Annotated in this window: 14 protein-coding genes; 10 read left to right on the plus strand and 4 right to left on the minus strand. The window is 68.3% G+C overall.

The window, feature by feature from the left end:
- Window positions 1-6: 6 nt before the first annotated feature.
- The 3 genes from Q1A98_RS02270 (at window position 7) to Q1A98_RS02280 (ending at window position 2,128) form a co-directional block, all read left to right on the plus strand.
- On the plus strand, window positions 7-1,122 hold the full coding sequence (locus tag Q1A98_RS02270; protein WP_299569551.1) for an alpha/beta hydrolase: 1,116 nt from the start codon (window positions 7-9) through the stop codon (window positions 1,120-1,122).
- A gap of 18 nt (window positions 1,123-1,140) precedes the next feature.
- The gene (locus Q1A98_RS02275) at window positions 1,141-1,476 is read left to right on the plus strand and encodes a TfoX/Sxy family protein (protein ID WP_299569553.1); all 336 of its coding nucleotides are present in this window, start codon (window positions 1,141-1,143) and stop codon (window positions 1,474-1,476) included.
- Window positions 1,477-1,618: 142 nt separating this feature from the next.
- The gene (locus Q1A98_RS02280; protein WP_299569555.1) at window positions 1,619-2,128 is read left to right on the plus strand and encodes a hypothetical protein; all 510 of its coding nucleotides are present in this window, start codon (window positions 1,619-1,621) and stop codon (window positions 2,126-2,128) included.
- Window positions 2,129-2,178: 50 nt separating this feature from the next.
- Here Q1A98_RS02280 and Q1A98_RS02285 read toward each other — a convergent pair whose 3' ends face one another.
- Window positions 2,179-2,874, minus strand: a complete 696-nt coding sequence (locus tag Q1A98_RS02285; RefSeq protein WP_299569557.1) for a YoaK family protein — start codon at window positions 2,872-2,874, stop codon at window positions 2,179-2,181.
- A 100-nt stretch (window positions 2,875-2,974) separates the two neighbouring features.
- Between Q1A98_RS02285 and Q1A98_RS02290 the strand changes: the two genes are divergently transcribed.
- The 3 genes from Q1A98_RS02290 to Q1A98_RS02300 all read left to right on the plus strand — a co-directional run bounded on the left by Q1A98_RS02290 (window position 2,975) and on the right by Q1A98_RS02300 (window position 6,265).
- A complete protein-coding gene (locus Q1A98_RS02290; RefSeq protein ID WP_299569559.1) occupies window positions 2,975-4,519 on the plus strand; it encodes a sodium:alanine symporter family protein in 1,545 nt (514 codons plus the stop codon).
- A 61-nt stretch (window positions 4,520-4,580) separates the two neighbouring features.
- The gene (locus Q1A98_RS02295) at window positions 4,581-5,408 is read left to right on the plus strand and encodes an SDR family oxidoreductase (RefSeq protein ID WP_299569561.1); all 828 of its coding nucleotides are present in this window, start codon (window positions 4,581-4,583) and stop codon (window positions 5,406-5,408) included.
- Window positions 5,405-6,265 carry an enoyl-CoA hydratase-related protein gene (locus Q1A98_RS02300; RefSeq protein WP_299569563.1) on the plus strand — a complete coding sequence of 287 codons (861 nt, stop codon included), beginning with the start codon at window positions 5,405-5,407 and terminating at the stop codon, window positions 6,263-6,265. The genes Q1A98_RS02295 and Q1A98_RS02300 overlap by 4 nt, the downstream gene beginning before the upstream one ends.
- Window positions 6,266-6,287: 22 nt before the next feature.
- Here the strand turns inward: Q1A98_RS02300 and leuS are convergent, their stop codons facing one another.
- Window positions 6,288-9,122, minus strand: a complete 2,835-nt coding sequence (gene leuS, locus Q1A98_RS02305) for a leucine--tRNA ligase (protein ID WP_299569565.1) — start codon at window positions 9,120-9,122, stop codon at window positions 6,288-6,290.
- A 68-nt stretch (window positions 9,123-9,190) separates the two neighbouring features.
- On the opposite strand from leuS, the gene Q1A98_RS02310 reads away from it, so the two are divergent.
- Together Q1A98_RS02310 and Q1A98_RS02315 are read left to right on the plus strand one after the other, a co-directional pair.
- Window positions 9,191-9,628 carry an SdpI family protein gene (locus Q1A98_RS02310; RefSeq protein ID WP_299569567.1) on the plus strand — a complete coding sequence of 146 codons (438 nt, stop codon included), beginning with the start codon at window positions 9,191-9,193 and terminating at the stop codon, window positions 9,626-9,628.
- Window positions 9,595-10,626 carry a bile acid:sodium symporter family protein gene (locus Q1A98_RS02315; protein WP_299569569.1) on the plus strand — a complete coding sequence of 344 codons (1,032 nt, stop codon included), beginning with the start codon at window positions 9,595-9,597 and terminating at the stop codon, window positions 10,624-10,626. Before Q1A98_RS02310 ends, Q1A98_RS02315 begins: the two co-directional genes overlap by 34 nt.
- Here the strand turns inward: Q1A98_RS02315 and Q1A98_RS02320 are convergent.
- Complete coding sequence (locus Q1A98_RS02320; RefSeq protein WP_299569571.1) at window positions 10,583-11,314, minus strand: hypothetical protein; 732 nt, start codon at window positions 11,312-11,314, stop codon at window positions 10,583-10,585. The genes Q1A98_RS02315 and Q1A98_RS02320 overlap by 44 nt on opposite strands.
- Entirely contained in the window at window positions 11,311-11,910 is a 600-nt protein-coding gene (locus Q1A98_RS02325) for a TetR/AcrR family transcriptional regulator (RefSeq protein ID WP_299569573.1), read from the minus strand. Before Q1A98_RS02325 ends, Q1A98_RS02320 begins: the two co-directional genes overlap by 4 nt.
- Window positions 11,911-12,014: 104 nt before the next feature.
- Here Q1A98_RS02325 and Q1A98_RS02330 point away from each other — a divergent pair, with 104 nt between their 5' ends.
- Window positions 12,015-13,181 (plus strand): hypothetical protein, encoded by a 1,167-nt coding sequence (locus tag Q1A98_RS02330; RefSeq protein WP_299569575.1) that lies wholly within the window; start codon window positions 12,015-12,017, stop codon window positions 13,179-13,181.
- A 71-nt stretch (window positions 13,182-13,252) separates the two neighbouring features.
- The gene (locus Q1A98_RS02335; protein WP_299569577.1) at window positions 13,253-14,653 is read left to right on the plus strand and encodes an amino acid permease; all 1,401 of its coding nucleotides are present in this window, start codon (window positions 13,253-13,255) and stop codon (window positions 14,651-14,653) included.
- The last annotated feature ends 2 nt before the right edge of the window (window positions 14,654-14,655 follow it).

Raw genomic sequence — 14,655 nt, forward strand, 5'->3', positions numbered from 1 at the left:
ACCTGCATGGTGATGGCGGATCGTCCCGAGGTCGAGACCGCGTCGGCGCCGGTGACGGCGCTCGCGATGGTCGGGTTGGCCGAGAGCATGCTGAACGGCCTCGCGCGGGTGCCGTTCCGGAAGTTCTGGCAGGGCCCGGGCGGACTCCTCGACAACATCGGGCAGTCGGTGACGCGGCAGACGATCCGCTCGTTCATGGGCTACGCGATGGCGCTGCCGATCGAGGAGTTCCGGTCGATGGAGAAGATCCTCGACGACATCTGTCGGGTGGTGATGCCGCCGTTCATCAGCCTCACCGACAGTGTCGAGATCACCGACGACACCGTCGGCGGTATCGAGGGCATCTGGTGCCGCGCGAAGGCCAGCTCCGACGACTACGTCGAGCAGGTCACCGACAAGGAGACCATCACCGCGACCGTTCTGTACCTGCACGGCGGCGGTTACATCGGCACGTCGCCGATCATGTACTCCGCCTTCGCCGCATCGCTGGTCAACATCACCGGCTACGAGGTGTTCATCGCCGACTACCGGATGGCGCCGGAGTTCCCGTTCCCCGCCGGCGTGCACGACGCCGCCGACGTCTACCGCGGGCTGCTCGAGCGGGGCGTCGACCCCGACCACCTCGTCGTCGCCGGCGACTCGGGTGGTGGCGGTCTCGCGACGTCGCTGGTCTCGTACCTGCACGACCACGATCTGCCGAGACCTGCTGCGGTGATGCTCTTCTCACCCGAGGTGGACCTCGACCTCAACCATCCGTCGATCACCGCGAACGCGCAGCTCGACATCCTCCCGTGGAACGTGCCGGTCAGCCCGTACCTGCAGGGCGTCCAGCCGAACGACGAACGCGTGTCGGCGATCTACGCCAAGCCGGACCCGACCTGGTTCCCGCCGACCTTCGTCTGCTGGGGCGCCGACGAGATGTTCCGCGACGGCATCCGGAAGTTCTCCGAGGGTCTGTCCGCCGCCGGCGTGACCGTCTACGCGATGGAGGAGAAGGGCATGTTCCACGTCTTCCCGATCCTCATGCCCTGGGCGGAGTCGTCGCGTCGTGTGTTCCGGGCCCTGCGCGAGTTGTCGCACCGCCACGTCGAATCCGATCCTGCCGCCATCGCCACGCACTGAGACCCCAGCCCGAGATCGATGCCGTACGACGAGGCACTGGCCGACCGCATCCGCGATGCGATGGAGACCGAGCCGCACCTCACCGAGAAGCGGATGTTCGGCGGGCTCGCGTTCCTCGTCGACGGCCACATGGCCGTCGTCATCCTGAGCAAGCAGCAGGGACTCATGATCCGCGTCGACCCCGACGAGGCCGACGCGCTCCTCGCCCGCGAGCACGTCAACCCGATGATCATGTCCGGCAGGCCCGCTCGCGGATGGCTCCGCATCGATCCACCCGGCTTCGCCGACGATGATGCCCTCGGCGACTGGGTCGACCGCGCAGCCGCATTCGTCCTCACCTTGCCGACCAAGTAATGCCTACCACGCCTGAATAGCTCGCCGTTTTTTGCTCCTGTGACGCCTCGGAATCCGCCGATAGGAAGAGACGCCTGCACTAGGATTCGGTCCGATGTACAACGGTATTGGTTCCAGCTGAGCAAGGGTGGTCCTGACAATCATGGACGAACAGCCGAGATCTTTAGGGCTCGAGAAGCGGGGGAAGGTGTCCAGGAAGGTTGCTGCGTTTTTCAGCGCCGCGACACTGCTCCTCGGACTCGCCATTGGAGCTGGGGTCACCTACGCCATTATGCAAACCGACGCAACTGACACTTCGACGGCAGCCGCAAGCGCGACAACAACTGACGCACCCGCCACCACCAGGACGTCCTCTGCACCTGTGATTCCGAAGCCGTCGGATTTCGTCATCGGAATCAATGTCACCGGCCAGCAATGCTTCGGCTCGGCTGGGTGTAATTACCGCTTCAGGATAAATCCGCAATACGTCGGCTTGACGCCACTTCCGGATACATTGACGGTGGTCTACAAGGTAAGCGGCGGAGACGAAGATCAGATCGCAAACTTCACGATCAAAAGTGATGGAACAGCAACAATTGATAGTGAAAGCTTGGTACAAGGCCCAGCCGGAGCGCAACTGACCGCAGTAGCTACGCAGGTCCTCGAGGGTTGAAGCCAAACATGTGATTCCTACGCTCATCAAATGTCCGCATGCCGCAACAGTCAGCCTTCCGACTCGGCGGCATCGCTGTCGATCTGGCGGGCGTCGTAGAGGACCATGAGAGCGACGAGGGCCATGGCGACGGCACAGACCGCGACTGCGGGTGTCCCGAGCCATCGGGAGACGACGGACCCGATCACCGCTCCCCCGGCGAAGGCCGCCACCACCGCGCTGTAGAGCGCGCACCGTCGGCGACTCTCGCCGTCCCGCTGGGTGACGAGGGCATGGACCGACTCCACGAACCGCATCAGGTTGCCGGTGGTGGCGATGGTGATGATCGGCAGGCCACCGATCGTGCGGAAGAGTTCCATCTGCATCGCTGCGACGAACGCGATGGGTACGGTCACAACCACATTGGCCCACCCCGCCGGTACCGCGGCCACCAGACCCAGCACCACCGCCTGGGCGAGTGTCACCGACAACAGCAACGCCGCGCTCGTCGCGTCGCGCCACCAGGTGCGCAGCATCGTCGCCACCAGGACACCGACGACGAACGCGAGGATCGACCAGAGGTGGGCGACGGCCCGATGCCACTCCCCTGCCGCGCTCGACGTCGCGAGCAGGATCACGTTGCCCGTCTGCGTGTTCGCGAACACCCCGCCCCGCGTGATGTACGTGTAGGCGTCGAGGAACCCGCCCACGCCGATGAGGATCAGGACGAACCGCGGCGTCGACGCCGTCCCCACTCCTCTGCTCACAGACGTCGAGTCTGCCGCCCCGATGGCGGAGACGCCCACACTCTGCAGTGATGTCCGATATGTGTGATTCTGGACGCTCTCCGACTTCTCGAAGGCTGGTATGAGCGACATCCTCTCGGCGATCTACGACGTCATCTGGTCCAACGCGCTGGTCTATCTGTGTCTCGGCGCGGGCCTCTACTTCACGATCCGGACGCGCTTCGTGCAGGTACGGCAGGTGCCGGAGATGCTGCGTCTGCTGGTGCGGGGCGAGAAGTCGGCAGATGGGGTGTCGTCCTTCCAGGCCCTCGCGATGTCGCTGGCCGGACGCGTGGGAACCGGCAACATCGCCGGCGTGGCCACCGCGATCGCGTTCGGCGGACCCGGTGCCCTGTTCTGGATGTGGATGGTGGCGTTCTTCGGCGCGTCGACGTCGTTCGTCGAGTGCACGCTGGGACAGATCTACAAGACCCGGGACAAGCTGACCGACGAGTACCGGGGCGGCCCGGCGTACTACTTCAGTCGCGCATGGGCGCACACACGCTTCCGGGGAGCCGGGAAGGTGTACGGCATGCTGTTCGCCGCCGTCACCGTGATCGCCTGCGGTGTGCTGCTGCCCGGCGTGCAGTCGAACTCGATGGCGGTGGCCATGAACGGCGCCTGGGACGTCTCGACGTGGGTCGTCGGCGTCGGCGCGGTGATCGTCCTCGCGTTCGTGATCATCGGCGGCGTGAAGCGCATCGCCTCGTTCGCATCCGTGGTCGTGCCGTTCATGGCGGTCGCCTACATCCTCCTCTCGCTGATTGTCCTCGGCGCGAACGCATCCGAGGTTCCCGGTGTCATCGGCCTGGTCTTCTCGAGCGCCTTCGGTTTCGATTCCGCGTTCGGCGGCATCATCGGTGCCGCCATCATGTGGGGGGTCAAGCGCGGCATCTACTCCAACGAGGCCGGCCAGGGCACGGGACCGCACGCCGCGGCCGCGGCTGAGGTCTCGCACCCCGCAAAACAGGGCCTCGTACAGGCGTTCGCTGTGTACGTCGACACGCTGTTCGTCTGCAGTGCAACCGGTTTCCTCATCCTCACCAGCGGTGCCTACCGCGTCTTCGAGGGCGAGAGCGCCGACGGGCGTGTCCTGGGCGAGGGCGGCGCGCTCGGCGGCGACGTCGTGGTGGGTCCGGCCTACGCGCAAGAGGGATTCGACACGCTGCTCGACGGCGCGGGATCGAGCTTCATCGCCATCTCGCTGCTGTTCTTCTGTCTCACGACCATCATCGCCTACTACTACATGGCCGAGACCAACCTGCGGTTCCTCATGGGCGACGCCGCCACGCGGTCCATCCCGTTCATCCGGAGCACCGTCGGAGGGACACTGACGATGCTGCTCCAGGCGGTCATCCTCGTCGCCGTGGTGTGGGGCACCGTCTCGACGGCCGCGGACGCGTGGACACTGGGCGACATCGGTGTCGGGGTGATGGCCTGGCTGAACATCATCGGCATCCTGATCCTGCAGCAGCCGGCCCTGAAGGCCCTGCGTGACTACGAGTCGCAGAAGAAGAGGGGCCTCGACCCGCAGTTCGACCCGGCCTCGATCGGGGTCGTCGGTGCGCACTTCTGGGAACAGCGACGCGCGACCGCGGACGTACGGAAGGATCCCGCGACCGCGTGATCCCGCCGCGGCGCCGGCAACTCCGCCCGATGTGACAACTGCACAGTGTATGTTCATCCGTATGACCGCTGTCGCTCCTGGCGATCTCGCCGGCCACACCATCGTCATGTCCGGCGGATCCCGGGGTATCGGGCTGGCCATCCTGCTCGCCGCGGCGAAGCGCGGCGCGAACGCCGTCATCCTCGCCAAGACGGACGCCCCGGACCCTCGGCTGCCCGGAACGGTGCACACCGCGGTCGCCGAGATCGAGGCCGCCGGCGGACGAGCCACGGCCGTCGTCGGGGACGTCCGCAACGAGGACGACGTCGCCCGGGCGGTGCAGACCGCGCTCGACACCTATGGCGGGGTCGACGTCTGCGTCAACAACGCCTCCGCGATCTCGCAGACGGCGACGACCGAGCTGTCGGCCAAACGCTACGACCTGATGGCCGACATCAACGTGCGTGGCACGTTCCTCCTCAGCAAGGCCTGTCTGCCGCACCTCGTCGACTCCGGTCGCGGTCAGATCCTCACGCTGTCGCCGCCACTGAACATGTCGCCGCACTGGCTCGGGCGCTTCCCCGCGTACACGATGACGAAGTATGCGATGACGACGCTGACGCTGGGCTTCTCGGCCGAGGTCGAATCCGTTGCGGCGACGTGCCTGTGGCCGCAGACGCGGATCGCCACGGCCGTGATCAAGAACCTCCTCGGAGGCGACGAGGCGGTCGCGAAGTCGCGCGACCCCGCCATCATGGCGGACGCGGCCGCCGTCATCCTCACCTCGGGCGGCTCCTTCGACGGTCAGACGGTGATCGACGCGGACGTCCTCCGCGGTGCAGGCGTCACCGACCTCTCCGGGTACGGCGGCGGAGACGATCCGACCCTCGACCTCTACGTCGACCCATGAGCCCACTCCGACCGGCTACCAGCCGAGACACCGTCCGAGTCGATGTCGCAGACGGCGTCATGACGGTGACGCTGAACCGACCGGACGCGCTCAACGCGTACACGCCGCAGATGGGTTCGGAGTTGTTGTCGGTGTTCGACGACGCAGATGCCGACGACGCGGTCCGCGTCGTCCTGATCACCGGCGCGGGCCGGGCCTTCTGCGCGGGGGCAGACGTCTCCGGCGACGGATCACGATTCACCTACCCCGACGGGGACCGTCATGAGGACCCGGGTGGCACCATCACGCTGCGCATGATGCGGCTGCTCAAGCCCACGATCGTCGCGATCAACGGGGCCGCGGTGGGGATCGGCGCCACCCTGACCCTCGCCGCCGACATCCGAATCGCCTCCACGACAGCCGTGTTCGCATTCGCGTTCACCCGTCTCGGCATCGTCCCGGAGGCGGCATCGCCGTGGTTCCTACCGCGGGTGGTCGGTCTGCCGCAGGCCCTGGAGTGGACGATGACCGGCCGGCGGTTCGCCGCCGACGAGGCACTGCACGGGGGTCTCGTGCGGTCGACGCACGAGCCCGCCGAGTTGTTGCCCGCCGCCAGGGAACTGGCAGCCGAGATCGTCGACAACACCGCTCCGGTGTCCGTCGCGCTGACGCGACAGCTGCTGTGGCGTGCGTCGTCGGACACCGATCCCCTGGCGACCCATCGCCTCGCGTCGCAGGGGATGCGGGCACGCGGTGAGGCACGCGACGTCCGCGAGGGGATCGCGGCGTTCCTGGAGAAGCGCCGACCGTCGTTCCCGGACACCGTCTCCGCCGACATGCCGGAGTTCTATCCCTGGTGGGTCGACGAGCCGTTCTGACCCCGAGCTGTCGGATCTGGTGTCAGGGGACGACGTTCACCATCCGGCCCGGGACATAGATCACCTTGCGCGGCTCACCGTCGAGCAGGGCGGCGATCTTGTCGTCGGCGAGCGCCGCACCGACCACGGTGGCCTCGTCGGCCTCGGCCGCGACCGTGATCCGACTGCGCACCTTGCCCTTCACCTGCACAGGGATCTCGACCGTGTCCTCGACCAGCAGCGACTCGTCCGCGACCGGGAAGGGTCCGCGAGCCAGTGACTCGTCGTGGCCGAGGTGTGCCCACAGTTCCTCCGCGAGGTGCGGCGCGACCGGGGCGACCATCGAGATCAACGGCGACACCGCATCGCGCGGAGACCCGTCCGGGTACTGCTTGGTGAGGTGATTCGTGTATTCGATGAGCTTGGCGATCGCGGTGTTGAACCGCAGCGCGGCGTAGTCCTCGCGGACACCGGCGATGGTGCGGTGCAACGCCTTCATCGTGTCCTCGGCGGGCGCCTCGTCGGTCAGACGGACACCGCCGGACTCCTCGTCGACGACGAGACGCCACACACGCTGCAGGAAGCGTTGCGCGCCGACAACGTCCTTGGTCGCCCAGGGACGCGACTGGTCGAGCGGGCCCATCGACAGCTCGTAGACGCGGAGTGTGTCCGCGCCGTAGTCCCGGCAGATGTCGTCGGGCGCAACGGAGTTCTTCAGGGACTTGCCCATCTTCCCGTACTCACGCTGCACCGGTTGACCCTGGTGGAAGAAACCGCCGTCGCGCTCCTCCACCTCCTCGGCCGGGACGTAGATCCCGCGGGCGTCGGTGTAGGCGAACGCCTGGATCATGCCCTGGTTGTACAACTTCCGGTACGGCTCGACGCTCGACACGTGCCCGAGGTCGAACAGCACCTTGTGCCAGAACCGCGCGTACAGCAGGTGCAGCACCGCGTGTTCCACACCGCCGATGTACAGGTCGAGCCCGCCAGGGTCGTTGGCACCGTGGATGTCCGGACGCGGACCCATCCAGTACTTCTCGTTCTCGGGCTCGCAGAAGCGTGTCTCGTCGGTCGGGTCGATGTACCGCAGCTGGTACCAGGAACTCCCGGCCCACTGAGGCATGACGTTGGTGTCGCGCATGTAGTGCTTCAGGCCGTCCCCGAGGTCGAGCTCGACGTTCGCCCAGTCCGTCGCCTTCGCCAGCGGGGGAGAGGGGACGCTGTCGGCGTCGTCGGGATCGAACGAGACGGGTGCGAAGTCGTCGACCTCGGGCAACTCGACGGGCAGGTCCGACTCCGGGATCTGGTGGGCCTGACCCGCGTCGTCGTAGACGATCGGGAACGGCTCGCCCCAGTAGCGTTGCCGCGCGAAGAGCCAGTCGCGCAGCTTGTACTGCACTGTGCCCGTGCCGGTCCCGTCGGCCTCGAGTCGCTCGATGATGGCGGCCTTGGCCTCGTCGACGCGCAGACCGTCCAGGAAACCGGAGTTCACCAACGGACCGTCGCCGATGTACGCGGCCTCGGCGACTCCCTCGTCGGACCCGATCACCTCGACGATCGGCAGACCGAACGCGGTCGCGAACTCGAAGTCGCGGCCGTCGTGGGCAGGGACAGCCATGATGGCGCCGGTGCCGTACCCGATCAGTACGTAGTCGGCGATGAAGACCGGGACCTGCTCGCCGTTCACGGGATTCACTGCGTACGCACCGGTGAAGACGCCGGTCTTCTCCTTGCTCTCCTGACGTTCGAGGTCGGACTTCGCCGCGATCGAGGCGCGGTAGCCGGCGACGGCGTCGGCCGGCGTCGCGGCACCGCCCGTCCAGCGGGAGTCGACGTCGGTGGGCCAATTCGGGGTGACGATCCGGTCGACGAGATCGTGTTCGGGCGCGAGGACCATGTAGGTGGCGCCGAACAGGGTGTCGGGGCGGGTGGTGAACACCTCGACGGAAGTGTCGACACCGGGGATCGAGAAGGACACCCGTGCACCGCGGGACCGCCCGATCCAGTTCTGCTGCATCGACTTCACCTTGTCCGGCCAGTCGAGCAGCTCGAGGTCGTCGAGGAGGCGGTCGGAATAGGCGGTGATGCGCATCATCCACTGCCGCAGGCGCTTCCGGAACACCGGGAAGTTGCCGCGATCGCTGCGGCCGTCGGCGGTGACCTCCTCGTTCGCCAACACGGTGCCCAGTCCGGGACACCAGTTGACCATCGAATCCGACTGGTACACCAGTCGGTACGAGTCGACGACGGCCGCCTTGGCCGCCTCGTCGAGGTCGGCCCATGTCGAGCCGTCGGCGGGGGAGCGGGTGCCGGCGTCGAACTCGGCGATCAGCTCCGACACCGGGCGCGCCGTGTTCGCGTCCTCGTCGTACCAGGCGCCGTGGATCTGCAGGAAGATCCACTGCGTCCACTTGTAGAAGTCGACGTCTGTGGTCGACACCCGCCGACGCTCGTCGTGCCCGAGGCCGAGCCGACGGATCTGGGCGAGGTAGCGCTCGACGTTGGCCTCGGTGGTGGTGCGCGGGTGGGTGCCGGTCTGCACTGCGTACTGCTCGGCGGGCAGGCCGAACGCGTCGAACCCCATCGTGTGCAGGACGTTGACACCGATCATCCGGTGGAAGCGGGCGTAGACGTCGCTGGCGATGAATCCCAGCGGGTGCCCGACGTGCAGGCCCGAGCCGGACGGGTACGGGAACATGTCCTGCACGAACAGCTTGTCGGTGGTGCCGCCGAGGTCACCCGCGAGCGGGCCGACCGGGTTGGGCGCCTCGAAGGTGCCCCGCTCGGTCCAGATCCGCTGCCAGCGGGCCTCGATGTCGCCGGCCAGCTCCGCGGTGTAGCGGTGGCCGGTGGCGGAGGCGGTGGTTTCGCTCGTCACCTGACCAGCGTAAAGCGTGGCCACGGGCCCGCAGCCCCCCGGTCGTAGGCGCCTCGTATCCTGGTCGGGTGATCACCGCAGCCCTCGTCCTGGGAGTCGTCGACGCCGTCCTGGCCGTCGCCGTACTCGTGGTCGGCGCGCTGGGTGTGACGCGCCGCCTCCCGCGCAACCGGTTCGTCGGGATCCGCACGCCGCTGACCCTCCGCTCCGACGCCGCCTTCGCCACCGCGCACACCGTCGCCGGGCCCGGATTCCTCGGTGCGGGCCTCATCGCCGTTCTCGGAGCGGTTCTGGGCATCGCTGCCGGATCGGCGACGGGCCTCGTGTTCGCCGCGGTCGCCCTCGTCGCCGCCGTCGTGATCGTCGGAGCGGCCGCGTCGGTCGGACTGCGCGCCGCCGCCCGTGTGCCCGATGCCCCCGCCGACGACTCGTGCGGCACCAGCGGCTGCGGGTCCTGCGTCCTCGCCGGCGCATGCGGGACGGCGAACTCCACCGCGCGGTGCTGAAGCGACTCCACGTCGACGGCTTCATACTGGCGATCCTCGCCGCCGTCGTCGTCGCGTCCGTCCTGCCCGCCCGAGGGGTCTTCGCCGACGTCATGTCGTGGGTCGTCGTCGCGGCGATCGCACTGTTGTTCTTCCTCTACGGCGCCCGGATGCACCCGCGGGAGGCGATCGAGGGCCTCACCCACTGGCGCCTGCACCTGACGATCCTGGCGTTCACGTTCGTCCTGTTCCCGCTGATCGGCCTCGCGCTGCGCCCGCTGGCCGATCCGGTCCTCGGTGGCGACCTCGCGCTCGGCGTCGTCTTCCTCTGCCTGCTGCCCTCGACGGTCCAGTCGTCGATCGCGTTCACATCGATCGCCCGCGGCAACGTGGCGGGCGCCATCGTCAGCGCGTCCGCCTCCAACCTGATCGGCGTCATCCTCACCCCGCTGCTGGTGGTCGTCCTGCTCAGCGGCGGCTCAGGGGTCCACATCGACGCGTCGGCGATCCTGCAGATCGTCCTGCAGATCCTGGTGCCGTTCATCGTCGGGCAACTGGCCCGGCCACTCGTCGGGGGATTCCTCACCCGCCACGCCGGGCCGACCAAGCTCGTCGACCGCGGATCGATCGTGCTGGTCGTCTACGTCGCGTTCAGCGAGGGCGTCCGCGAGCACATCTGGTCGATCGTGCGGTGGTGGCAGATCCTCGTCGTGATCGGCGGTTCGATCGTCCTGGTGGCCGCGATGTTGTTCCTCACCGGCTGGGTGTCGCGACGGTTCCAGTTCTCGCGCGCCGACGCGGTCGCGATCCAGTTCTGCGGGACCAAGAAGAGCCTCGCGACCGGGTTGCCGATGGCCGCGGTGCTGTTCGCGAACCAGCAGGTCGGTCTGATCGTGCTGCCGCTGTTGGTCTTCCACCAGATCCAGCTGATGATCTGCGCCTGGTACGCAGCGAGGCTGTCGCGGCAGGACCCTGCTACTTCTTCTGCCGGCGACTCCCGGAGTGCCAGTCCTCGGTGATGCCCTCGGCGCCCGGCTCGACGCCGAACGCGCGGAGCTGCGGCCGCTCACGCAGTGACCGCTTCATCTCGGCGAAGCCGGGGAAGCTCGCCAGGCCGATGACGTGGTCCCAGAGTTCGAGCGCGTCGGCGTCGTCGGGCAGTCGGCTGATCACGGGGCCGAAGAACGCGACGCCGGTCGGCGGGGAGAACTGCAGGATCGGTGTGCCCACGTCCTTGCCGGTCAGTTCCAACGCCTGATCGGTCTCGGCCTGGATGCCCGCGTCACGGGTCTCGTCGTCGAGGGCGTCGGCATGATCGGCCGGCAGATCGAGCCGCGCGAGGATCGGTGCGACGAACTCCGCGGTTCCGCGGCGGGCCTGGCCGGCGGCGTCGTCGGGTGCCTGCTTCGTGTCGAAGATCGCCGTCCCGAGCGCCTCGTAGAACGGTCCGACGGCGTCGTCGCCGTGCCGGTCACGGATGCTCGACGCGACCCGCAGGAGCTTCAGGCCCGCGGTGTGCTGCGCCTCGTACTCCGGCGGGAAGTGGATGTCGTAGTCGACGCCGGCGTTCAGCTGCCGCAGCGAGATGAACCGCCAACCGACGCTGTAGTCGCGCTGCCGCGCGACGCTGCGCACCCACTTGCTGGTCATCCAGGCGAAGGGGCACACCGGGTCGAACCAGAAGTCGAGGTCGGACGACTGTGTCATCCCACGAAGCGTAATGCGCCCCGCGCCGCTCGGGTCAGGTGCTCGACGATCTGCTGTGTCGACCAGCCGTGGTGGCGACCGAGGTCGTAGACCACCCGCTCGTCGAAGATCGTGACCCACAGCAGCACGGTGGCGGTCACGTCGGCCGTCGGGATGGCTCCCTTCGCGACGAGCGCCTCGACGACGCCGGCGAGGGTTGCGTGCAGTGCGACGATCGCCGGGTCGCCGGCGACGAGCCGCTCGATGAAGCCCTCGTGGCTGCGGATGTGGCGAACGGCGGGACCCCACACCTCCGCCTGCGCGACCCACTGCTCGCAGAACGCGTCGAACCGGGCCGGCGGGTCGTCGACGTCGATCTCGTCCAACGCCGCGGTCAGCTGCCCGGCGGCGCGAGAGTAGTAGGCGTGCAACGCATCCGACGGCGATGGGAAGTGCCGGTAGGCCGTCGCGACGCCGACTCCGGCCTCGCTGGCGAGTTCAGGGATGGAGAAGTCGACCCGGCCCTCCTCCAGCAGCCGCTCGACAGCATCGGTGAGTGCAGAGCGACTGCGGACCGCGTCGCTGCGGATCCGGGTCGACGTGTTCCGGGCCACCATGCCGCCACTGTATCCGAGAAGTTCTTCCCAACTGCCCGATCATGGGCTACGGTCGTCGCTCAAGTGATCAGAACTTCTCACTTCGAGCGGGCAGGAGGGCAACCGTGCGGGTCCTGATGCCAGGTGTGCTGTTCGTCCTCGTGATGGCGCAACCCAATCTCGCGACCGGCATGATGCCGCTGTATCGGGCCCGGTGGGATCTCGCCCCGCTGCTCATCACGGTCGTCTTCGCGGTGTACCTCCTCGCGCTCGTACCCACCCTGACCGTCCTGGGACGTCCCGCGAACCGGTCCGGGTGGTGGTGGCGGATCGCCGCCGGCGCAACGGCCGGTGTCGCAGCCGACGTCGTCATGGCGCTGGCCGACTCGGCCGCGGTGGCCTGCGTCGCGCGCGTCGCGGCGGGTCTGTCGGTCGGACTGGTCACCGGCTCGGTCTCCGGGCTGATCCTCGAGCGCGTGGGCGACCGCGGCCGCACCACGATGGCCACCGCGACCGTCCTCGGATCCGCCGTCGGCACCATCGCCGCCGCCGTCGTCGCGCAGTACCTGCCCGCGCCGACCGTGACCGTCTACCTGGTGCACGGCGTACTGCTGGCCGTGGTCGCGATCGCCGTCGTCCTCGACCGTGCGGCGACAGCACCCTCCGTCGCAGTCGTCGGATCGACGCCGTCCTCGACCGCCCGACACCATCCGACGACTGGATACCTCAGCGGGATCGCGGCGTGGGTGTCCGCGGGGCTGGTGGTCGCGCTCCTGCCGAGTTACGGCGCGACGGTCCTGCACACGCGTGACCTCGCCGTGCTCGCTGCTCCGGTGACGGTCTATCTCGTCGCCGCGTGGCTGGCCCAGCGCCTCATCCCGGTCACCTCTCGTCTGGCCGAACCCCCTGTGGCACAGGCGTTCATCGTCGTCGGTGTGATCGTGGCCGGCCTGGTCCCCGTGGTCCCCGATGTCACGACACTGCTCGTCGCAGGCGTCGTGGCCGGCATCGGGCAGGGTCTCGCCTACCGGGCCGGGCTGCAGATCGTCAGCGCCGCCTCCGGTCCCGGGGACCACGCACGCGCCGCATCGCGCTACGCCGCCGTCGCGTATCTGTTCGCCGCCGTCGCGACGATCGGGTTCGGCGCCGTCGCGACAGCCTCGTCGATGTCGTCGGCGGTCGTCGTGGCCGCGGTCGTGCTCGGCGTCCTCCTGCTCGCCACCCTGGTCACCACCGCACGGCGAGTCGTCCCGGCACCGCCGCCGGGACCCCCGTCGGACGTCCTCGTCTGACACCTCTCCCAGCACCGTCGGGCCCGACGACGTTCCCGCGGAACCGTTCTCCATCGACTCCGAGGTCTGTCATGTCCCACGTCGCCACCCGTTCACCGTCCCCCGGATCGCCCACGCTGCACCGTCGTCTCGGCCGACTCGACCTCGTCGCGATGGGCGTGGGTGCCATCGTCGGCGCCGGCATCTTCGTCACCACGGGCGTCGCCGCGGCCACCAAGGCCGGACCCGCGATCGTCCTGTCCTTCGTCCTCGCCGGGATCATCTGCGTCCTGGTCGCCCTCTGCTACAGCGAACTGGCCTCGATGACACCGCGGTCGGGCAGCGCCTACACGTACACGCGGGAGTCGATGGGGGAGGGCCCGGCGTTCCTGGTCGGCTGGAATCTGCTGTTGGAGTTGGTGGTCGCCGGATCGGCGGTGGCGATCGGCTGGTCCGGGCTGTTCACCGCCGCGCTGAAGAGCCTGTTCGGGGTGACGCTCCCGACCGCCATCACCGCCGGCCCGTCCGCCGGCGGCGTGATCAACGTCCCAGCCGTGGCGATCACCGCGGTGATCGTCGGCATCCTCGTCCTCGACGTGCGGATGACCGCGGCCGTGGTCAAGACGCTGGTCGTCGTGACGATCGGCGTCCTGGTGCTCGTCGTCGTCATCGGCGCGCCGCACATCTCGACCACGCACTGGACCCCGTTCGCGCCCTTCGGTGTCCACGGCATCGCCGCCGGCGCGGCGCTCGCGTTCTTCGCCTATCTCGGCTTCGACATCGTCGCCACCTCCGCCGAGGAGACCAAGCGACCCGGTCGTGACCTGCCCTGGGGCATCATCGGATCCGTCGTCGTCGCGACCGTCCTCTACGTGGCCGTCGCGGCCGTCCTCACCGGCGTCGCCCCCTATCGGTCGCTGAACAACGAGGCCCCGGTGGCCACCGCACTCGAGGCACTCGGCGCCGGATGGATCGGTGACGTCATCCTCGTCGCCTCCGTGATCGCACTCACCAAGGGTCTGCTGATGCTGTTCTACGGCCAGACGCGCCTCGTCTTCGCGCTGTGCCGGGACGGGATGCTGCCGCGCGGACTGTCGGCGACGTCGTCGCGCGGCGCGCCTCGGCGCCTCGTGCTCGTGCTCGGTGTGGTCGGGGCGGTCATCGCCGGGCTCCTCCCGATCGACACCGTCGCCGAACTGGTCAACGTCGGAGCACTCTTCGCATTCGCCGCCGTGGCCCTCGGCGTCCTGATCCTGCGCTACCGGGCGCCAGACCGCCCTCGCAGCTTCCGCGTCCCGCTCATGCCACTCGTCCCGGTGTTGGCGATCGCCGGGTGCGTGTGGCTGCTCACCACCCTCGACGAGCTCACCTGGGTCCGCTTCGCGGTCTGGAGTGCCGCGGGACTGGCTGTCTACCTGATCTATTCGCGTCGACACGCCGTCACATCGCCGGTTCCTGCACCCGAGTCGCAGCTGATCGGCGCGAGGGGTTGATC

The organism is uncultured Williamsia sp., assembly GCF_947494875.1.
GTDB lineage: Bacteria > Actinomycetota > Actinomycetes > Mycobacteriales > Mycobacteriaceae > Williamsia_A.

Excerpts from the sequence above, each read along its gene's own strand:
- Q1A98_RS02270 (WP_299569551.1), top strand. The coding sequence starts at position 7 with ATGGTGATGGCGGATCGTCCCGAGGTCGAGACCGCGTCGGCGCCGGTG.
- Q1A98_RS02325 (WP_299569573.1), bottom strand. The coding sequence starts at position 11,910 with ATGGTGGCCCGGAACACGTCGACCCGGATCCGCAGCGACGCGGTCCGC.
- Q1A98_RS02315 (WP_299569569.1), top strand. The coding sequence starts at position 9,595 with ATGCGGGACGGCGAACTCCACCGCGCGGTGCTGAAGCGACTCCACGTC.
- Q1A98_RS02275 (WP_299569553.1), top strand. The coding sequence starts at position 1,141 with ATGCCGTACGACGAGGCACTGGCCGACCGCATCCGCGATGCGATGGAG.
- Q1A98_RS02300 (WP_299569563.1), top strand. The coding sequence starts at position 5,405 with ATGAGCCCACTCCGACCGGCTACCAGCCGAGACACCGTCCGAGTCGAT.
- Q1A98_RS02280 (WP_299569555.1), top strand. The coding sequence starts at position 1,619 with ATGGACGAACAGCCGAGATCTTTAGGGCTCGAGAAGCGGGGGAAGGTG.
- Q1A98_RS02320 (WP_299569571.1), bottom strand. The coding sequence starts at position 11,314 with ATGACACAGTCGTCCGACCTCGACTTCTGGTTCGACCCGGTGTGCCCC.
- Q1A98_RS02295 (WP_299569561.1), top strand. The coding sequence starts at position 4,581 with ATGACCGCTGTCGCTCCTGGCGATCTCGCCGGCCACACCATCGTCATG.
- Q1A98_RS02335 (WP_299569577.1), top strand. The coding sequence starts at position 13,253 with ATGTCCCACGTCGCCACCCGTTCACCGTCCCCCGGATCGCCCACGCTG.
- Q1A98_RS02290 (WP_299569559.1), top strand. The coding sequence starts at position 2,975 with ATGAGCGACATCCTCTCGGCGATCTACGACGTCATCTGGTCCAACGCG.